The organism is Pedococcus sp. P2_D9 (genome assembly GCF_056404275.1).
In genome coordinates, this window is record NZ_JBFUEI010000012.1 from 54328 (window position 1) to 72024 (window position 17697).

A 17697-nucleotide genomic window follows, 5' to 3' on the forward strand; every position below is an offset into this window, starting at 1 on the left:
GACGACGTGTTGCTCGCCGGTGGTCACCAACCGCCCGTTCGGGGGGTGTGGTGACGTGCAGGTGGCAACAAGTCGGGGTGAGACCGGTCAGTGGTGGGGGCTGTCGTCGCGGCTCAGCAGCCAGACGCTGAAGGTGAGCAGCGCCACGGCTGCGATCGCGGCATACGTGAGCGACACCTCGCCCTTCACCGCCTGCTGGCCGGACAGCATCGCCACCGCCCAGAAGGGGACCGTCGCGGCCGCGACCACGGCGCCGCGACGGGCCCACCGCCGCAGGCTGAGCCGCGGGACGGGCACGGCCCCCGGCAGGCTGGCGGCGAGGCTTGCGGTGAGGTGCAGGACCAGGCCCGCCCAGGCCGCGGCGAGCAGGGTCGCCCAGGCAGTCGTGCTGCCCGGGACGGGTACGGCGGCGAGCCAGTGCAGGGCGTGGCCACCGAGCAGGACCGTCACGAGCCCGGAGTCCGGCTCGACCGCCGCGTAGACGGTGAGCGCGACGAGGACCACCGCGGCCACGATGATCGGGTGCGGCGAGGCGGCCAGGGTCAGCACGAGGAGGGCCAGCGAGGCGCTGACGAGCACCCCACGGAGCACGAGCTGGGAACGCGACATCAGCGACTCACCACCCGCGGCGCCCGGGAGCGGCGGCCGAGGTCGCGCAGCACGAGGTCGAGGGTCCCGGGGCCGGCCCAGGGGACGATCGGCACACCGGTCTGACGGGCCCGGCTCATCTCGTGGCTGCGTTCGAGGAGGCGAAGCCGCCACGCCAGCCGGGTCTCGGTGGGCTGGTCGGCGGCGGCTGGGGACAGCTGGGCCAGCGAGGCCTCGGGGATGTCCGGTCGGGCGAGGTCGGCCGGCAGAGTGTCGACGGTGACCACCGAGATCCCACGCCGCGACAGGGAGACGGCGTGGGCCAGGATCGCGGGGGAGATGGCCGGTGTGAGGATGACCGCGAGGGTGCCGGCCGACACGTGGTGGCGCAGCTGCGAGCGCAACCGCTTCTCGTCGCTGACCGTGCTGTCGGCGACCCGGACCCGGGCCAGGACGTCGAGCAGGCGGCGCAGGTGGTGGCTCCCGGCGGCAGCCTTGACGTGCGGCAGGTCCTTGGCGCCGAGCACGAGCAGTCCGACCCGGTCGCCGGTCCGCAGGTAGTGCTCGGCGATGGCCCCGGCTGCGCGAACGGCGTTGTCCAGGCTGCTGCTCGACCCGCCGACTCCTTCGCTGCGGCCGATGTCGTTCATGGCGTCGACGAGCAGCAGGATCTCGCTGTCCTGGTCGGCGTGGGTCGCGGTGACGTGCAGTTCCCCGGTGCGCACCGACACCGGCCAGTGCACGCGGCGCAGCCGGTCGCCGAAGCGGAACGGGCGGATCTGGTCGAGCTCGCCGCCGTCACCCGGGTGGTGCGAGCGGTTCTGCCCGACGAGGCCATCAGGCCGTGGGACGGGCACGCGGGCCGTGAACGTGTCGGGCAGTGGCACCGTCGGGATCGCGGGGAGGGAGACGGCCTCGGGCTCCCACCGGAAGGCGCCGAACGCCCCGCTCACGGCCACGGTCGCCGGTCCCAGCGGACGATGGCCCCAGCGAGTGCTCTGGCAGACGACCTCGAGGGACTTCGGTGCAGCGGTGTCGGCGCCGAACGCCGTTGCAGCGGCACGGAATCCGGGGCTGAACGTCGTGTGGGGCGTCGGCAGCAGGACCAGGCCTGCCTCCTCGACGCCGGGGCCGGGCGCGATGGTGGCGACCCACTTGGTGGCCTGGCCCTCGCGCAACAACGGATGGGCCACGGCCGCGTGCGCTGCGGGCGACCCCGCCGGTCGGACCGCGGTCGCCCACAGCCCCACGAGGAGCATCGGGGTCCCGAGCACGAGGGCGTCGGGGCGGCGCAGCACGACGCCCACGCCGACGAGCAGCAGCCCGAGGAACAGGGCCCGGATGTGTGCCGACGTCACCCGCCAGCGCGCTTCCAGCCGGCGTCCGGGTACCGCCGTCACGGACGCTCGAAACCGGTCCGCGGGCCGGCTGCGGTGGCGGTGGGCGTGGGCACCGAGGTGAGCACGCTGTCGACGACGCTGGCGGCGGACACGTCGTTCATCCACAGCTCGGGGCGCACGGTGACGCGGTGGTCGAGGCAGGCGTGGGCCACGGCCTTGACGTCCTCGGGGGTGACGTAGTCGCGGCCGCGCAGCACGGCATACGCCCGGGAGGTCAGGAGCAGTGCGAGCGAGGCGCGGGGGGAGGCACCCATGAGGAGGTTCTGGTGTGTGCGCGTCGCGGCGACCAGCCGCACGCAGTACTGACCGACGCCCTCGTCGACGGTGACCGTCTCGACCGCCTGCTGCATCTCGATCAGCCCGGGCCCGTCGGTGACGGCGCCGACTTCCTGCGCCTCCTGCTGGCGCGCCATCCGTCGCTGCAGCACCTCCCACTCGTCGGCCGCGTTGGGGTAGCCGAAGCTCACCCTCAGCAGGAACCGGTCGAGCTGCGCCTCCGGCAGCGGATAGGTGCCTTCGTACTCGACGGGGTTCGCCGTGGCGAGCACGTGGAACGGCTTCGGGAGCGCGAACGTCTCCCCCTCGACCGTGACCTGCCCCTCCTGCATGGCCTCGAGCAGGGCCGACTGGGTCTTCGGCGGCGTGCGGTTGATCTCGTCGGCGAGGAGCAGCCCGGTGAACAGGGGTCCCTTGCGGAAGGAGAAGTCGTGGGTGCGCTGGTCATAGAGGAACGACCCGGTCAGGTCGCTGGGGAGCAGGTCCGGGGTGAACTGGGCGCGCGCGAAGTCCAGTCCCAGTGCCTGCGCGAAGGACCTCGCCGCGAGGGTCTTGCCCAGCCCGGGGAAGTCCTCCATGAGCACGTGACCACCGGCCAGGATGCCGGACAGGACGATCTCCAGGCTCTGCCGCTTGCCGACGACAGCGCGTTCGACCTCGGCGAGGATGGCGGTCGCGCGGGACGCGACCTGGTCGAGGGTCAGGGTCACTTAGAGCTCCTCCAGAGTGGTGATGAACGCCGCGAGCTGGGCGGCGGTGACGCGAGTGGTCGGGCTCCCGGCGAGGTATGCCGTGAGCTGGGGTCCCAGCGCGACGGTGGCGTCGGCGGTGGTGTCGTCAGGCGTCGTGCCCTGGGCGAAGGTGAGGCCGCGGCGGTCCCGCAGTCTTTCCACGGCGAGGCCGCTCAGGGCGGCATGGAGCCGGGCGGCGGAGGCCGAGTCGCCCGAACCGGCTTCACGGATGTCGACAGCCAGGCGGCTGATCCGCGAGTCGGCGCCGCGGGGCGGAGCTGACTCCGTGAACGTGTTGTCCCAGTCCGTCGACTGCCGGGACTGCCACAGCCACTGGGCGAGCACGGCGAGGGCCGCGAGCATGGCCAGCGCGGCAAGGAGCATCCCCGCGTTGCCGAGGACGGGGACCGACACCGCGAGGGCGCCCACGGCCACAGAGACGCCGAGGACCACGAGAATCAGCTGGGCAGGTGCCAAGCCGGAGAGGCGGCGGATCACCGTGCGGCCGCCCCGGCTCGGCCAGCCCTGGCCTGCGCGAGCTGGGCGACGGTCCGCTGGAGCTCGGCCTGCACCTGCACGAGGGCCACGCGCGCCGTCGTGCGCTGCTCCTCGGTGATCGGGTGACGGGAGAACCGAGCCTCGCGGTAGAGCGCGGCCAGGGTGTCCAACGGTGCCCGGTCGACCCGGTACGAGCGCAGCACCGTGCTCACGAGCTCGGCCGACGTGCGCGAGTCGTCGTCCCTCACGCCGGCGCCGCGGACGGCGTCCTCGAGCGACACCCAGGCGGCGATCACGGCGTTGGCGGGGGTGCCCCGGGCGAGGAGCTCCACGCCCTCGCGGGCGCCCTCGAGCAGGACCTCGGGGAGGACGTCGACCGTGCCCTGCGGAGCGGCGGCATCGGCGCGCGTCGCCCAGCGGTCGCGCAGCGCCCGTCCGATGGCCACGAGCACCACGATCACGACCACCGCGAGCACCAGCTTCATCGCGAAGCCGACCAGGCTGACCAGCAACGGGTCGCTCGTCCGGACCGGTGCGGCCTTCAGGCCCTGGTTGGTGGCCGAGGGGATGGGGCCGGGTCCGTACTCCTCGCCCGGAGCCTTGGAGTCGGGGCCGGAGAAATCCTGCCGCGCGAAGACTCCGACCGGTCCGGCCGCGGACACCCAGGCGGCGAGCAACAGCGTTGCCAGCGTCCCCACCCCCAGGCCCAGTCCACGTCGCGTCACGGTCATCGACCTTAGGGATCTGGGCCCGATGTGGCGAGCGGATCGCCCCAATCCGTGCACAGTTCGTTACGCAGCGATGAGTTCTGCACTCCTGCCGGGTCTGTCCTCATGTGGCACCGATGTGCCTAGGCTGGACCAGCTGGTCGGAGGACTGCTGGCTGGGCGGACCAGCTCCTCGGAGGGCTGTGGACGGGACGACGAAAGGGGACCTGATGACCGAGGTGCGCGAGCGGCCTGACGTGGAGGACTTCCCCGAGGCCACCGACGGCTTCAGGCGAGAGCTGACGGCCCACTGCTACCGCATGACGGGGTCGATCCACGACGCGGAGGACCTCGTCCAGGAGACCTACCTGCGGGCGTGGCGGGCCTATGCCGCGTTCGAGGGGCGCTCGTCCGTGCGGACGTGGCTCTACCGCATCGCCACCAACGTCTGCCTCACCGCCCTCGAGGGCAAGGACCGCCGGCCGCTCCCCGCTGGGCTGGGGACGCCGTCGAGCAGTGCCGGCGACCAGCTGGTGGAGTCCACCGAGGTGTCCTGGCTGGAGCCAGCCCCGGACCCCCTGGTAGCGGGGGAGACGTCCGACCCGGCCGCCATCGTCGCGCAGCGCGAGAGCATCCGGTTGGCCTTCGTCGCGGCCCTCCAGCACCTGCCGGCCCGCCAGCGCGCCGTTCTCATCCTGCGCGACGTCCTGCGCTGGAAGGCCTCTGAAGTCGCCGAGGCGCTCGAGACGAGTGAGGCCGCGGTCAACAGTGCGCTGCAGCGCGCCCACGCCCAGCTCGCAAAGGCTCGCGTCACGCAGGACGACGTGCAGCCCGAGCTCGACCCGCAACAGCAGGAGATGTTGGACCGCTACGTGAAGGCGTTCTGGGACAAGGACATCACCGCCATCGTCGGGATGCTCACCCGCGACGCAGTGTGGGAGATGCCGCCGTTCACGGGCTGGTACCTCGGGGCAGAGAACATCGGCCGGCTCATCGACACGCAGTGCCCCGGTGGTGAGCACGACATGCCCATGGTCGCGACGAGCGCCAACGGCCAGCCGGCGTTCGGTCTCTACATGCGTCAGCGCGACGGGTCGTTCGCCCCGTTCCACCTCCAGGTGCTCACGCTCGACCGCACAGGCAAGGTCAGTCACGTCGCGGCGTTCTTCGACGCGGCGCTGTTCGACACGTTCGGGCTGCCCGCCTCGCTATCGGCCGGCTACACCGGTCCCTCGTGAGGCCGCAGGTGCCCGCCGCGACCGGTCACAGCCGGCCGCCCAGCGCAGTGGAGCTGCTCGAACGGGCCATCGCGTACACCCGTGCCAGCCTGGTCCTGGTGACCGAAGCCGACCTCGACCGCGCGACGCCCTGTCACGGGTGGTTGCTGCGAGACCTGCTCGGCCACATGGACGACTCGCTCGAGGCGATGGCAGCCGCGGCCCAGGCCACCTCGCTCAGCCTGGTGCCCTCCGTGCCACCGACCGAGGGCGCCGACCTCCTCGACAGCATCTGCATCCGGGCTCGGGGACTGCTCGGCCACTGGCAGCCGGTGCGTGGCTGCGCGGCGGACGCCGACATCGACGTGGCCGAGCTCAGCCTGCCCCGTGAGCTGCTCGGGGCGGTCGGCGCCCTCGAGATCGCCCTCCACGGATGGGACGTCGCCGAGGCGATCGCCCAGCCCAGGGCCATCCCGCCGGAGCTCGCCATGGACCTGTGGCCGGTGGCTCGCGACCACATCACGGCCGCCGACCGCCCTTTCCGCTTCGGTTCGCCGGTCGAGGTGTCGGACTGGGCGACGCCCGCGACGCGCCTGCTGGCCCACGCTGGCCGGTCGGCGCGGTGGTGCACACCGGTCTGAGCCTCGCCCCGGCCGGCACCCCGCCGGCACCCCGCCGGCACCTCGCCGGCACCTCGCCGTCGCCCGTGCTGGCGCCCCTGCCACGAGCCGGACCGGTAGAAGTTTGCGGCCCCACCCGCGAGGATGGGGCCATGTCCTCGGGGTTCCGGTTGCGCAGCGGTGACATCGGCCCCATCCAGCAGAGTCCGGTGACCTGTGGGTCGGCCTGCCTCACCGTCGCCCGCATGCTCGTCAACCCGGCCTTCGCACGCTGGATCACCACAGGTGAGGGCCCGCGCGGTGACGCACCCGCGGGAGCGACCGAACAGGAGCGCTTCGCGGCATACGAGCGCGTCGTCATGCGGCGCACCAACCGCCTGTATGCCGGGGGACGACGACTCAACCTGCCGTGGCCGCGCGCACTGGGCACGCCACCCTGGGGCGCCCGCAAGGAGCTCGAGTTCGGTGCCTCCCGCCGGGGCACGGACTACGAGCTGCGACCGGTGCGGCAGCTCACGCGCGGGGGACTCCGGGAGGCCCATGCCCGGCTGGTCGAGGTCGTGGCCGACGGCGAGCCCGCTCTGCTCTACATCGGCAACGGCCTGCTGCCGCGACACGTCACCCTCGTCCTGCCGGGTGACGGTGACCGCGTCCTGGATGTCTACGACCCGGCGACCGGTCAGGTGACCCTGCTCGACGAGGGACGCTTCGCCAGCCGTGAGCTGCGGATCGCGGGTTGGGATGTTCCGTGGATCACGGTGCAGCCCAACGGAACTCGTCGAGCTCAGGCCTTCGGCTTCTCCACCGGGATCAGTTCGGCGTCGCGCACCTCGGGCATCTCCGCCTCCGCGTAGTCGACAGTGCCGGTGATCCGGCCCGCCGCGCGCAGGTCGGCCTCGGCGAGCCGCACCCGCTCCGCCCACTCGGCAGAGCCGGCCAGCACGATCGAGGCCACCTCGGCACGCATGCCGACCTTGGCCTCCGACTTGGCCTTGCGCACGCCCGCCAGGGCCTCGCCCACGGCCGTCAGGACGTTCGCGTCGCCGCCGGCTCCCGCCGCCGTGTCCGCGGTCGTCGGCCAAGGGGCGCGGTGGACCGAGCCCTCGTGCCACCACGACCACACCTCTTCGGTCACGTAGGGCAGCATCGGCGCGAAGAGGCGCAGCAGCACGTCGAGGGCGATGCGCAGGGCGGCCCTGGCTGACGCGGCCTCGGCCTCGCCCTGGCCGCCGTATGCGCGGTCCTTGACCAGCTCGAGGTAGTCGTCGCAGAAGGTCCAGAAGAACGTCTCGCTCACCTCGAGCGAGCGCGTGTGGTCCCAGCCCTCGAACCCTGCGGTCGCCTTCGAGACGACGTCACCGAGCTGGGCGAGCATGGCGCGGTCGAGCGGGTTGGTGACGGCCGTCTCAAGCTCCCCGTCAACCTCCCCGAAGGAGAGGGCGAACTTCGTGGCGTTGAGGATCTTGATCGCCAGGCGACGACCGACCTTCATCTGCCCGGTGTCGTAGGCCGCGTCGGCGCCCAGGCGCCCACTCGCCGCCCAGTAGCGCACGGCGTCGGCGCTGTGCTCCTTCACGACGTCCTCTGGGGTGACGACGTTGCCCTTGGACTTGCTCATCTTCTTGCGGTCGGGGTCGAGGATCCACCCTGACAGGGCGGCGTTGCGCCACGGGACCGAGCCGAACTCGAAGTGCGACCGGACGACGGTCGAGAACAGCCAGGTCCGGATGATGTCGTGCCCCTGGGGGCGGACGTCCATCGGGAACACGCCCGCGAACAGCTCGGGGTCGTCGCGCCAGCGACCGGCGATCTGCGGAGTCAGCGACGACGTCGCCCACGTGTCCATGATGTCGGGATCGCCGACGAAGCCGCCGGCCTGACCGCGCTGTGACTCGTCGTAGCCTTCGGGAGCCTGGGCCGCGGGATCCACCGGCAGCTGGTCCTCCGCCGGCACGAGCTGCTTGTCGAAGACCGGCTCGCCGTTGTCGTCGAGCGGGTACCAGACCGGGATCGGCACACCGAAGAATCGCTGGCGCGAGATCAGCCAGTCGCCGTTCAGGCCRCTCACCCAGTTCTCGTATCGGGCCTGCATGAACGCCGGGTGGAACGAGACCTGGCGACCGCGCTCGATCATCTCGGCGTTGAGCTCCGCGTCGCGCCCGCCGTTGCGGATGTACCACTGCCGGGACGTGACGATCTCGAGCGGCTTCTCGCCGCGCTCGTAGAAGTTGGCCTTGCGCTGGGTGGGCTTCGGCTCCCCATCGAGGTCACCGGACTCGCGCAGGGCAGCCACGATCGCCTCGCGTGCGCTGAAGGTGGTCTTCGTCGCGACGTGCTCGGAGAACAGCTGCTCGCCCGGACCGCCGACCAGCCACTCCGGCACCTCGGCCTGGATCCGGCCCGAGCGGGTGATGACGGACCTCGTCGGCAGCTGCAGCTCACGCCACCACAGCACGTCGGTGAGGTCGCCGAACGTGCAGCACATCGCGATGCCGGCGCCCTTGTCGGGCTCGGCGCCCGGGTGGGCGACCACGGGGATCTCGACCCCGAACAGCGGTGAGCGGACCGTCGAGCCGAACAGGCCGGCATACCGCTCGTCGTCGGGGTGGGCGATCAGGGCCACGGCGGACGGGATCAGCTCGGGCCGGGTCGTCTCGATGTAGATCGGACCGTCCTCGCCGTGGAAGGCGACGCGGTGGTAGGCGCCGGGATAGTCACGCGCCTCCAGCTCGGCCTGGGCGACTGCGGTCTGGAAGGTGACGTCCCACAGCCCTGGCGCCTCGGACTGGTATGCCTCGCCGCGCGCGAGGTTGCGCAGGAACGCCTGCTGCGCAGTGGCTCGCGAGTGGTCGTCGATGGTGCGGTAGCTGATGTCCCAGTCGAGGCTGAAGCCCATCCTCCGGAACAGCGACTCGAAGGCCTTCTCGTCCTCGACCGTCAGCTCGTCGCAGAGCTCGATGAAGTTCTGCCGCGAGATCGGCAGGGTGTCGGCTGCCTTGAGGCTCTTGGCGTCACCGCGGTGCGGCGGCTCGAAGTCCGGGGCGTAGGGCAGCGAGGCGTCGCCGCGCACGCCGTAGTAGTTCTGCACTCGCTTCTCGGTGGGCAGCCCGTTGTCGTCCCAGCCGATCGGGTAGAACACCTCGAGGCCCTGCATCCGCTTGTAGCGCGCCATGCAGTCGGTGTGGGTGTAGGAGAACACGTGCCCCATGTGCAGGCTGCCGCTCGCGGTCGGGGGCGGGGTGTCGATCGAGAAGACCGCCTCGCGACCCTTCCCGAGTGCTGCAACCCGGTCGAACGCGTAGGTGCCCTGGTCCCGCCATACCTGCGCCCACTTGTCCTCGAGCCCGTCGATCGAGGGCTTGTCGGGGATCGTGGCGGCGCCGGACGTGGTGGGTGCATCGGTCATGGCGTGAATCTTCCCATCCCCCCGCGCTGGGTGACGAACTGGTTGCGGGTATGCCGCGTCCGGGCCCGCGTCAGGGCCCACGTCCGCCTGCCCGGCCCGCTCCGCGCGCCCTGCGGATCTGCTGCACCCCTAGGGTGGCCCCATGGAGCCCGTCTACACCCCCGTCATCGGGTTGGCCCGCGCGTTGTTCGCCGCCCAGGGCCTCAAGATCACCCTGAAGGGCACTGAGCACCTGCCGAGGCACGGGGGAGCGGTGATGGCGATCAACCACACCGGGTACTTCGACTTCACGTATGCCGGGCTGGCGGGTGTCGACGTCGGGCGCTACGTGCGCTTCATGGCCAAGAAGTCGATCTGGTCCAACCCGGTGGCCGGGCCGTTGATGCGGGGGATGAAGCACATCCCGGTCGACCGCGAGGCCGGTCTGGGGTCGTTCGACGCCGCGCGCGACGCGCTGCGCGCCGGCGAGATCATCGGGGTGTTCCCCGAGGCAACCATCTCTCGGTCCTTCGAGCTCAAGGCGTTCAAGTCCGGCACCGTGCGCCTCGCGCAGGAGGCCGGGGTCCCCGTGCTGCCGACCACGATCTGGGGTTCGCAGCGAGTCTGGACCAAGGGGCAGCCCCGTCGGATGGGCCGGCACGGCATCCCGCTGCTCATCACGGTCGGCCCTCCCATCGAGGTCGGCGCCGACGAGAACGCCGTGGCCGCCACTGCACGGGTGAGGGCAGCCATGGACGCCCAGCTGCGCGCGGACCAGGCGGTCTATCCGGCGTGGCCGGACTCCGAGCGACACCTGCTGCCGGCACGCCTGGGCGGCACCGCGCCGACCCCCGAGGAAGCGGACGCCATGGACGTTGCCGACCGCCGCCGCCGTCGCACGACCTGACCGTCGTTGCGGCGCCGGATGACGGTCGGCGCCCGTGCTCAGGACTTGTTGTGTCCGGCTGCCTTGCCGTTGGCCTTGGGCTTGTCGTGGCCCAGCGCCTTCCCCTTCGACGTGGCCTTGCCGTGGCCCAGGGCCTTGCCCTTGCCGCGACCCTTGTCGTTGGCGTTGGAATCGGCCCTTGCGGCGACTTTGGCGGCGGCTTTGACGGCCTTGTCGTTGGCCCTGGCGCTCACCCTGGCCTGGCGGATGGCCCTGCGGGTCTCCCGCGCCGAGGCGTGGCCGTTGCCGTGGCCGTTGCCACCCGACACCCCGGGCCCGCTCGGCGGCGGGACGACCGGCGGCGTGCTCGGCGGTGTGCTGGGCGGGGTGGTCGGGGGAGTGGTCGGTGTGCTCGGCGTGGTGGGCGTGGTCGGGACCTCGGTGGGCGTCGACGGCGTCGAGCCCTGGGGGACGAAGGACGCCAGCACGATCTCGGTTCCCTTCGACCGTCCCGGCAGGGTCACTGTCTGAGGTGTCCTGCCACCGCCCGTTGCCGGTGGCTCGTCGGTGCCGGGCCGACCTGGCACGACCGGTGGGTTCTCGGTCGTGGCGTCACCATCGGAGGACGGAGACCCCGGGCGGGCCGGACCCTCTGCCGTGACGAGCGGACCCCCTCCGTGATCGCCGAAGAGGCCATCGATGGCCACGGTGATGAGACCGCTCATCGCAGCCGCCATGCCCACGCCACCGACGGCGAGCCCCCACACACCCACTCCGACGCCGACCCGGGCCGGCCGGCTCAGGGCCCCCGTCACAGACCCGACGGCAGCCAGGGAGATCGCCGGCGGGGACCCGGTGGCGGCTGCCTCCAGGCCGAGTAGCTCGGCCAGGGGGAGCTGCTCGACAGCGCCCACGGCCGGTCCGGCTTCGGCCCCGATGGCCGCGCCCACCGCGCCCGCGGTCACGATGGTCGTGGGGGGCGCAGCGTGGGCGGGGCCTTTCGCCGTCGGTGCCGGACCAGCGAGGGCTGCTGTGATGAGCGGGGTGACGAGCCGCACGTCGGCGACCTCGCCATCGCGACCGGGAGCGCGGAGGGCCTCGGTCAGCTCCCCGAGCGACATCGTCAGGCGCTGCTCGCTGCTCTGGACGAGGGCCAGCACGTCAGTGGGCTCGTGGTCGGTCAGGCGGGACGTGGCATCGCGATCCAGGTTGGCGACGAGCCCCATCGCGAGCACCTCCGCCTGCTCGGGTGGGCACGCCCGCAGGGTCTCGATGGCGTGGTCCACGTCGTCGCCGGTCGTCGAGGCGGTCTCGGGTGCGGTGCTCCCGGTGTCAGTCCTCAGGCTGCCTGCCGCGGCGGCCCGAGCCGAGCCGATGATGAGCTCGAGCCAAGCGTCCTCATCGGGAGGGCAGGCCATCAGCTGAGGGAGTGCCGCGGTCCACGCGCCGAGGGCCAGGTCTGACAGGGCGGCGGGGTCAGCGTCGGTCGTGACGCGCAGGTACCGCATCAGCACCGGGTTGGTGGCCGCGTACAGTCGTGCGAAATCGTCCTCGACGCCCCCCTGGGCGCCGAGGAGGTATGTGGCGATTTCCCACGGCACGCGCCCATTCTCCTCCGGTTGACGGTCAGTCTGCCTCAGCCGTTCGGCCCGGAGTTGGCGATTTCAGTTGTGGATCCGGTGCTCGACGTGCTTAGCCGCAGGTCACAGGGCTGACCGAGTCGGATGACGCCTGGCAGCGTGTCCGATGTCGGCGGGCTGAGACGGCGTGTCCGATGTCGACGAGCTCAGACGGCGTGACCGAGGTGGGCCATCGCCTGACGCAGCAGCGCGCCGTGGCCACCGTCCATCTCCTCGAGCAGCGAAGGGGCCACCGCCTCGTCGGGGGTGAGCCAGGCCGGGTCGAGGGCGTCCTGCTGCGGCTGGCAGTCGCCCGCGACCGGGACGACGAATGCGAGTGACACCGCGTGCTGCCTCGGGTCGTGGAACGGGGTGACGCCCGGTGTGGGGAAGTACTCGGCGACCGTGAACGGCAGGGGGCTCGCCGGGATCTGCGGCAACGCCATCGGCCCGAGGTCCTTCTCGATGTGCCGGATCAGGGCGTCGCGCACGCGTTCGTGGTAGAGGACGCGACCCGAGACGAGCTCGCGGTTGATCGCTCCGTCGGAGGCTCGCAGGAGCAGGCCGACTGCGGTGAGCGCCCCCCGCTCGTCCACACGTACAGGGACGGCATCGACATAGAGGATCGGCAACCGCTCTCGCGCCGCATCGAGCTCCTCGCGGGTCAACCAGGACTCACTGCGGCCGAGTTCGAGGTGGCTCATGTCCCTGTTTCTACCAGTCACCCCACCGCATCACCTTTATCGGGTCACTACACCTGGACCCGACAAGGGTGGGAACGGCGGGAGAAGGGTCAGGACCAGTAGACCCGGCCGGGGTTGAGGATCCCGCGCGGGTCGAAGAGGGCCTTCACGGCGCGCTGGCGCTCCAGCTCCCGCTCGCCGAGCTCCTGCGCCAGCCACGGGGCCTTGAGCGTGCCCACACCGTGCTCGCCGGTGATGGTGCCGCCCATCTGCAGGGCGGCCGTGATGATCTCGGTGAAGGCCAGGTGCGCGCTCTCGCGACTGGCCGGGTCGGCGGGGTCGAAGAAGATGCTGGGGTGCAGGTTTCCGTCGCCCGCATGCCCTGCCATGACGATCTCCAGTCCGCGCTGCGCGGCGATGGCCTGCCCGGTCCGGATGAGGTCGGTGAGCCGTCCGACCGGCACGCAGACGTCCTCCAGGTAGCGGGCGCCCTTGGCCTCCAGCGCCGGGCTGAGCGCCCGCCGCCCGGCGAGCAGCAGATCGGCCTCCGTGGGGTCGTCGGCCACGGCGACGTCCACGGCACCCGCGTCGGCGAGCACCGCGGCATACCGTTGCACGTCCTCGGCCGTGTGGTCGGGGCGGTCGGACTGCACGAGCAGGGCGGCCTCGCAGTCCTGCGGGAAGCCGTAGTCGGCCAGCGACTGCACGGCGGCGATGGCGGCTCGGTCGAGCAGCTCGACGAGCGAGGGCACGTGACGTTCGAGCCGCAGGCCGACGATGGCGCGCCCTGCCGCGTCGAGCGAGTCGAACGTCGCGAGCACCGTGAGCGCGGGGTCGGGCGCAGGCACGAGCCGGGTGGTCACCTCCGTGATGACGCCGAGGGTGCCCTCGGACCCGACGAACAGCCCGGTCAGGTCGAGTCCGGCCACACCCTTGGCGGTGCGGTGGCCGGTGCGGATCACCTCGCCCCCGGGCAGCACAACCTGCAGGGCGCGCACGTAGTCGGCGGTGACGCCGTACTTGACGCAGCACAGCCCGCCCGCGTTGGTCGCGACGTTGCCGCCGATCGTGCAGAACGCCGAGCTCGCGGGATCGGGTGGGTAGAACAGGCCCTGCGCCGCGGCGGCGTCCTTGAGGTCCTTCGTCACGACCCCGGGGCCTAGCACCGCCAGGCCCTCGAGCGGGTCGATGGTGGTGATCCGGTCGAGCCCCTCCAGGTTGAGGACCACGCCGCCCTCGATCGCCACCGAGCTGCCCGTGAGGCTGCTGCGGGCACCTTGGGGCACGACCGGCGTGCGCGTCTCGTGGGCCCACCGCATTACTTCGACCACGTCGCCCAGGTCTCGGGCCCGCACGACCTCGAACTGGTGGGGAGCCGTGGCACCCACCGACTCGTCCACGGCGTAGGTGGCCTTGACGTCGGGGTCGGTGACGGCGCGGATGGGCAGCGAGGTGTCCGTGCTCATCCTCGGAGCGTATGCCGCGGGGCCGGCTCCTCGCCGCTGCGCCGGTCCACGAAACCCGCCTCTGCGTCGAAGGCGGCTCGGCGGGAGGCCCGCCGCAGGGTCCCGAGGACCGCTCGGCCGGTGACCGCGATGAGGACGACGTTGGTCAGGGCTCGCCCGATGTCCCACCAGAGCGAGGTGGCCAGTGAGAAGACCCCGAACCGGCGCAGGTTCTCCCAGGGGGCGGCACCCGCCACGAACGAGACGTCGCTGGCGAGCCCGCTGGCGAACGGCCAGAAGGAGAAGTTGAGGGCCACGCCGTAGAGGAGCCCGGACACCGCGCCATAGGCGGCCAGCGTGACGAGCTCCCAGCGCGCCGGCACGCGGGGCAGCAGGCCTGCGCCGAGGCCGACCCAGGCGGCGCCCAGCATCTGATAGGGCAGCCAGGGCCCGACACCGCCGGTGATGAGCGCGGACGCGAAGAGCGTCGTGGACCCCAGGACGAACCCGAAGCCTGGACCGAACACCCGGCCCCCGAGGACGAGCAGGAAGAAGACCGTCTCCAGACCGGCGGTGCCGGCGCCGAGCGGGCGCAGCGCGGCACCCACGGCCGACAGAACGCCGAGCATCGCCACCGCCTTGACGTCGAGCCCTCCCTCGCTGATCTCGAACAGCACCACCGCCATCAGCAGCGGCAGGAGCAGGGCGAACAGGAGCGGCGCGTCGGCGCTGTGGCCGAGGCGGGAGTCCGCGGTGGCGAACAACGGCCAGCCGAACGCGAGCAGCCCGGCGACCGACACGAGGACGAGCGCCACGGTGGAGCGAGGACGAAGCGCGATCACCCTGATCGGTGAGGCCATCAGCGCACCCCTCCCGCCGTCGCCGTGACCGCGGCCTGCACCTGGTCGAGCCGGAGGAGCCGGGTCGGCGCGAGGACCTTGGCGACCTGAGGCGCGAACGCGGGGGAGTCACACAGGATGTTCGCCGCCGGGCCGTCAGCGACGACCCTGCCTTCCGACATCACGACCACGCGGTCGGCGACGTTCGCGGCGAACTCCACGTCGTGGGTCGCCACCACGAGGGCGCGGCCGCTGGCCGCGAGGTCGCGCAACAGGTCGCCGAGGACCGCCTTGGCGGGGTAGTCCAGACCGCGTGTGGGCTCGTCGAGCAGCAACGCGCCCGGTGCGGCAGCGAGCTGGATCGCGAGAACGAGGGCGAGCTGCTGCCCCTCGGAGAGGTCGCGTGGATGGTGGTCGTCGGGTATGCCGGGTGCGAGCCTGTCGAGGGTGGCCCGCGTCGAGCCGGGCTCCGCTGCCGCCTCGTGGTCGGCCTGGCGGCACTCGGCTCCCACCGAGTCGAGGTAGAGCAGGTCTGGCGCACTCTGGGGCACCAGCCCGATGTGGCTGCGCCGGACCTTGGGGGACTCGGTGGCGGGGTCGACCCGGCCACCCGTGGCGGTGAGGACGGTGACCTCGCCCGCGCTGCGGCTGCCCGTGCCGTGCAGGGCCCACAGGAGCGAGGACTTGCCGGAGCCGTTGCGACCCATGAGGACAGCGACCTCTCCATCGTGCAGGGAGAGGTCGACCGAGCGCACGGCGGCCACGCTCCCGTGCCTGACGTCCACGCCCACGGCTGCAACCCGATCGTGGCCACCCGTGGTTGAGGTGACAGGCGCGGGAGCGGTGGGGGACCCGTCGGCGGCAGCGTCTGCGGCGCGGGTCAGGTCCCGTCGAAGGGTGGTCGCGGCCCGCCTGGCGTCACGGACCGTCAAGGGCAGCGGTTGCCAGCCGGCCCATCGACCGAGGTGGACGACCGGTGGGGCGAGCGGAGCGGTGGCCATGACGTCCCGCGGGAGGCCGTCGCTGACCGTGCCGTCGTCCGCCACCAGGATCACGCGGTCCGCGGTGCCGACGATGCGCTCGAGCCGGTGTTCGGACAGCACCACTGTCAGGCCCAGGTCGTGGACCAGGCGCGACAGCGTCGCGAGGACCTCCTCGGCTCCCGTCGGGTCGAGCGCCGACGTGGGCTCGTCGAGGACCAGCAACCGGGGGCTCGCGGTGAGGACCGAGCCGATGGCGACGCGCTGCTGCTGGCCACCGGACAGGTCGCGCAAGGGCGCATCCCGCAGGTCCGCGATCCCGAGCAGGTCGAGCACCTCCTCGACGCGGCGTCGCATCGCCGGGGGATCGAGGGCGAGCTGTTCGAGCGTGTAGGCCAGCTCCTCCTCCACCGTGTCGGTCACGAAGCCGGCCAGCGGGTCCTGCCGCACCACCCCCACGATGCCGGCGAGGTCCCTCGGACGGTGCGTGCGGGTGTCCCGACCGCAGACGGTGACCCGTCCGGAGAGGTGGCCACCGGTGAAGTGCGGGACGGTTCCGTTGACGGCGCCGAGGAGGGTGGTCTTCCCCGAGCCCGTGCGGCCGGTGACGACGACGAGCTCCCCCTCCTCGAGCACGAACGACGCCTCGCGGAGGGCGGGGCGGGGGCTGCCGGCATACCGGATGGTCACGGCGTCGAACACGACCGGCGCCCTGGGGTCGGTGCTCATCGACCACCACTCCTTCGGGCTGCCGGAGGGGCCGGAGCCACGAGGGCGGGCACGGCGGCCAGCAGGATCCCCAGCACGGCGAGGAGTGGCAGCGCCGGTGCCGCCAACGGCTGGATCGGCAGGGCGAGGGCGTCGGGTGCTCGCCCGGCCTGGACCACCATGAGTGCAGCGGCCGCCACCCCGGCCCCGGCGACCAGCCACTCCGGGAGGGCCCACGGGTCGGGCCGGTAGACGCTGCGCTGCACGCTTGCGCCACCGACGCGCACGCCGATGGCGGACAGGGCCAGCCCCAGGGCAAGCATCGGCATCCCGATCACTGCCGGTGCGGTGCCGTCGAGCAACCCGTACATGCCGACCCCGGCGCCCATCAGCCCGGAGAGGGTCAGCGCCCCGGTGAGGCGGCGGGTGGCGGCCGACTGCTCGGAGCGTCGGCCGTAGCCGCGCGAGTCCATCGCCGAGGCGAGGGACAACGACCGGTCGAGGGTGTCCTGCAGCACGGGCAGGGCGACCCGGCCGACCGACCTGATCCCGCCACCGCCCTCGCCGCGCAGCACCCTGGCGCGACGCACGCGTTGGACACTCTCGGCGAGCTGCGGGGCCACGGTCACGGAGATGACGACGGCGGTGCCGATCTCGTGCAGGGCGCTGGGCAGGGCGCGAAGCAGCCGTTTGGGGTTGGCCAGCGCGTTGGCGGCCCCGATGCACGCGATCAGGCTCGCGAGGCGCAGCCCCTCGGCGGCGGCAGCGAGGACGCCCTCGAGGTAGAGCGGGCCCAGCACCGTGATGCCGGGGAGCTCGACGCTCGGCAGCCAGTAGAGCCGCGTGGTGCCGAACTTGAAGCCCACCAGCACGTGCAGCACCACCCTGAGCACGATGATGAACCCGCCGAGCACGAGGTAGAGCCGGAACGCACGCGACCACGGCGAGCTGCCGCGCCTGGCCGCGACGACCAGGCTGGCCACGCTCACGGCCAGCAGCAGCAGGAGCGGGTTGTTCGTGCGCGAGCAGGCCACCGCCAGCCCGATCGCCCACACCCACCAGGCGACGGGGTGCAGGTGACGGGACAGCGGTGTGCCGGCGGCGCGCACGAGCGG

16 protein-coding genes are annotated in these 17697 nt (G+C 72.2%); 4 read left to right on the forward strand and 12 right to left on the reverse strand.

Features of this window, described 5'->3' with window-relative positions:
• Positions 1 to 87: 87 nt before the first annotated feature.
• Genes AC1DXJ_RS17085 through AC1DXJ_RS17105 form a run of 5 tightly spaced genes read right to left on the reverse strand, consistent with a single transcriptional unit; the run spans position 88 to position 4218 of the window.
• Positions 88 to 609, reverse strand: coding sequence for a hypothetical protein (locus tag AC1DXJ_RS17085; RefSeq protein WP_477637532.1), 522 nt, complete (start codon positions 607 to 609; stop codon positions 88 to 90).
• Positions 609 to 1988, reverse strand: a complete 1380-nt coding sequence (locus AC1DXJ_RS17090; protein ID WP_477637533.1) for a DUF58 domain-containing protein — start codon at positions 1986 to 1988, stop codon at positions 609 to 611. Before AC1DXJ_RS17090 ends, AC1DXJ_RS17085 begins: the two co-directional genes overlap by 1 nt.
• The gene (locus AC1DXJ_RS17095; protein WP_477613403.1) at positions 1985 to 2968 is read right to left on the reverse strand and encodes an AAA family ATPase; all 984 of its coding nucleotides are present in this window, start codon (positions 2966 to 2968) and stop codon (positions 1985 to 1987) included. Before AC1DXJ_RS17095 ends, AC1DXJ_RS17090 begins: the two co-directional genes overlap by 4 nt.
• Before the next feature lie 6 nt (positions 2969 to 2974).
• Positions 2975 to 3472 (reverse strand): hypothetical protein, encoded by a 498-nt coding sequence (locus AC1DXJ_RS17100; RefSeq protein ID WP_477612455.1) that lies wholly within the window; start codon positions 3470 to 3472, stop codon positions 2975 to 2977.
• 17 nt (positions 3473 to 3489) lie between these two features.
• A complete protein-coding gene (locus tag AC1DXJ_RS17105) occupies positions 3490 to 4218 on the reverse strand; it encodes a DUF4129 domain-containing protein (protein ID WP_477637534.1) in 729 nt (242 codons plus the stop codon).
• Positions 4219 to 4430: 212 nt separating this feature from the next.
• Between AC1DXJ_RS17105 and AC1DXJ_RS17110 the strand changes: the two genes are divergently transcribed.
• The 3 genes from AC1DXJ_RS17110 to AC1DXJ_RS17120 all read left to right on the forward strand — a co-directional run bounded on the left by AC1DXJ_RS17110 (position 4431) and on the right by AC1DXJ_RS17120 (position 6891).
• Positions 4431 to 5438, forward strand: coding sequence for a sigma-70 family RNA polymerase sigma factor (locus tag AC1DXJ_RS17110; protein WP_477612457.1), 1008 nt, complete (start codon positions 4431 to 4433; stop codon positions 5436 to 5438).
• On the forward strand, positions 5435 to 6058 hold the full coding sequence (locus AC1DXJ_RS17115; RefSeq protein WP_477637535.1) for a TIGR03086 family metal-binding protein: 624 nt from the start codon (positions 5435 to 5437) through the stop codon (positions 6056 to 6058). Before AC1DXJ_RS17110 ends, AC1DXJ_RS17115 begins: the two co-directional genes overlap by 4 nt.
• Before the next feature lie 131 nt (positions 6059 to 6189).
• Complete coding sequence (locus tag AC1DXJ_RS17120; RefSeq protein ID WP_477612459.1) at positions 6190 to 6891, forward strand: hypothetical protein; 702 nt, start codon at positions 6190 to 6192, stop codon at positions 6889 to 6891.
• On the opposite strand, the gene valS is transcribed toward AC1DXJ_RS17120, so the two are convergent.
• Positions 6822 to 9443 carry a valine--tRNA ligase gene (gene valS / locus AC1DXJ_RS17125; protein WP_477637536.1) on the reverse strand — a complete coding sequence of 874 codons (2622 nt, stop codon included), beginning with the start codon at positions 9441 to 9443 and terminating at the stop codon, positions 6822 to 6824. The genes AC1DXJ_RS17120 and valS overlap by 70 nt on opposite strands.
• A 142-nt stretch (positions 9444 to 9585) precedes the next feature.
• Between valS and AC1DXJ_RS17130 the strand changes: the two genes are divergently transcribed.
• Positions 9586 to 10329: a lysophospholipid acyltransferase family protein gene (locus AC1DXJ_RS17130; RefSeq protein ID WP_477624649.1), complete on the forward strand. Its 744-nt coding sequence runs from the start codon at positions 9586 to 9588 to the stop codon at positions 10327 to 10329.
• Between the two features lie 38 nt (positions 10330 to 10367).
• On the opposite strand, the gene AC1DXJ_RS17135 is transcribed toward AC1DXJ_RS17130, so the two are convergent.
• From AC1DXJ_RS17135 to AC1DXJ_RS17160, 6 genes are all read right to left on the reverse strand, one after another.
• Positions 10368 to 11909 carry a hypothetical protein gene (locus tag AC1DXJ_RS17135; protein ID WP_477612462.1) on the reverse strand — a complete coding sequence of 514 codons (1542 nt, stop codon included), beginning with the start codon at positions 11907 to 11909 and terminating at the stop codon, positions 10368 to 10370.
• A gap of 185 nt (positions 11910 to 12094) precedes the next feature.
• Entirely contained in the window at positions 12095 to 12631 is a 537-nt protein-coding gene (locus AC1DXJ_RS17140) for an NUDIX hydrolase family protein (protein ID WP_477637537.1), read from the reverse strand.
• Positions 12632 to 12720: 89 nt separating this feature from the next.
• Positions 12721 to 14076, reverse strand: a complete 1356-nt coding sequence (locus AC1DXJ_RS17145; protein WP_477612464.1) for an FAD-binding oxidoreductase — start codon at positions 14074 to 14076, stop codon at positions 12721 to 12723.
• Positions 14073 to 14915: an ECF transporter S component gene (locus AC1DXJ_RS17150; RefSeq protein WP_477612465.1), complete on the reverse strand. Its 843-nt coding sequence runs from the start codon at positions 14913 to 14915 to the stop codon at positions 14073 to 14075. The genes AC1DXJ_RS17145 and AC1DXJ_RS17150 overlap by 4 nt, the downstream gene beginning before the upstream one ends.
• Complete coding sequence (locus AC1DXJ_RS17155) at positions 14915 to 16603, reverse strand: ABC transporter ATP-binding protein (protein ID WP_477624651.1); 1689 nt, start codon at positions 16601 to 16603, stop codon at positions 14915 to 14917. Before AC1DXJ_RS17155 ends, AC1DXJ_RS17150 begins: the two co-directional genes overlap by 1 nt.
• Positions 16600 to 17691, reverse strand: coding sequence for an energy-coupling factor transporter transmembrane component T (locus tag AC1DXJ_RS17160; protein WP_477624652.1), 1092 nt, complete (start codon positions 17689 to 17691; stop codon positions 16600 to 16602). The genes AC1DXJ_RS17155 and AC1DXJ_RS17160 overlap by 4 nt, the downstream gene beginning before the upstream one ends.
• Positions 17692 to 17697: the final 6 nt, after the last annotated feature.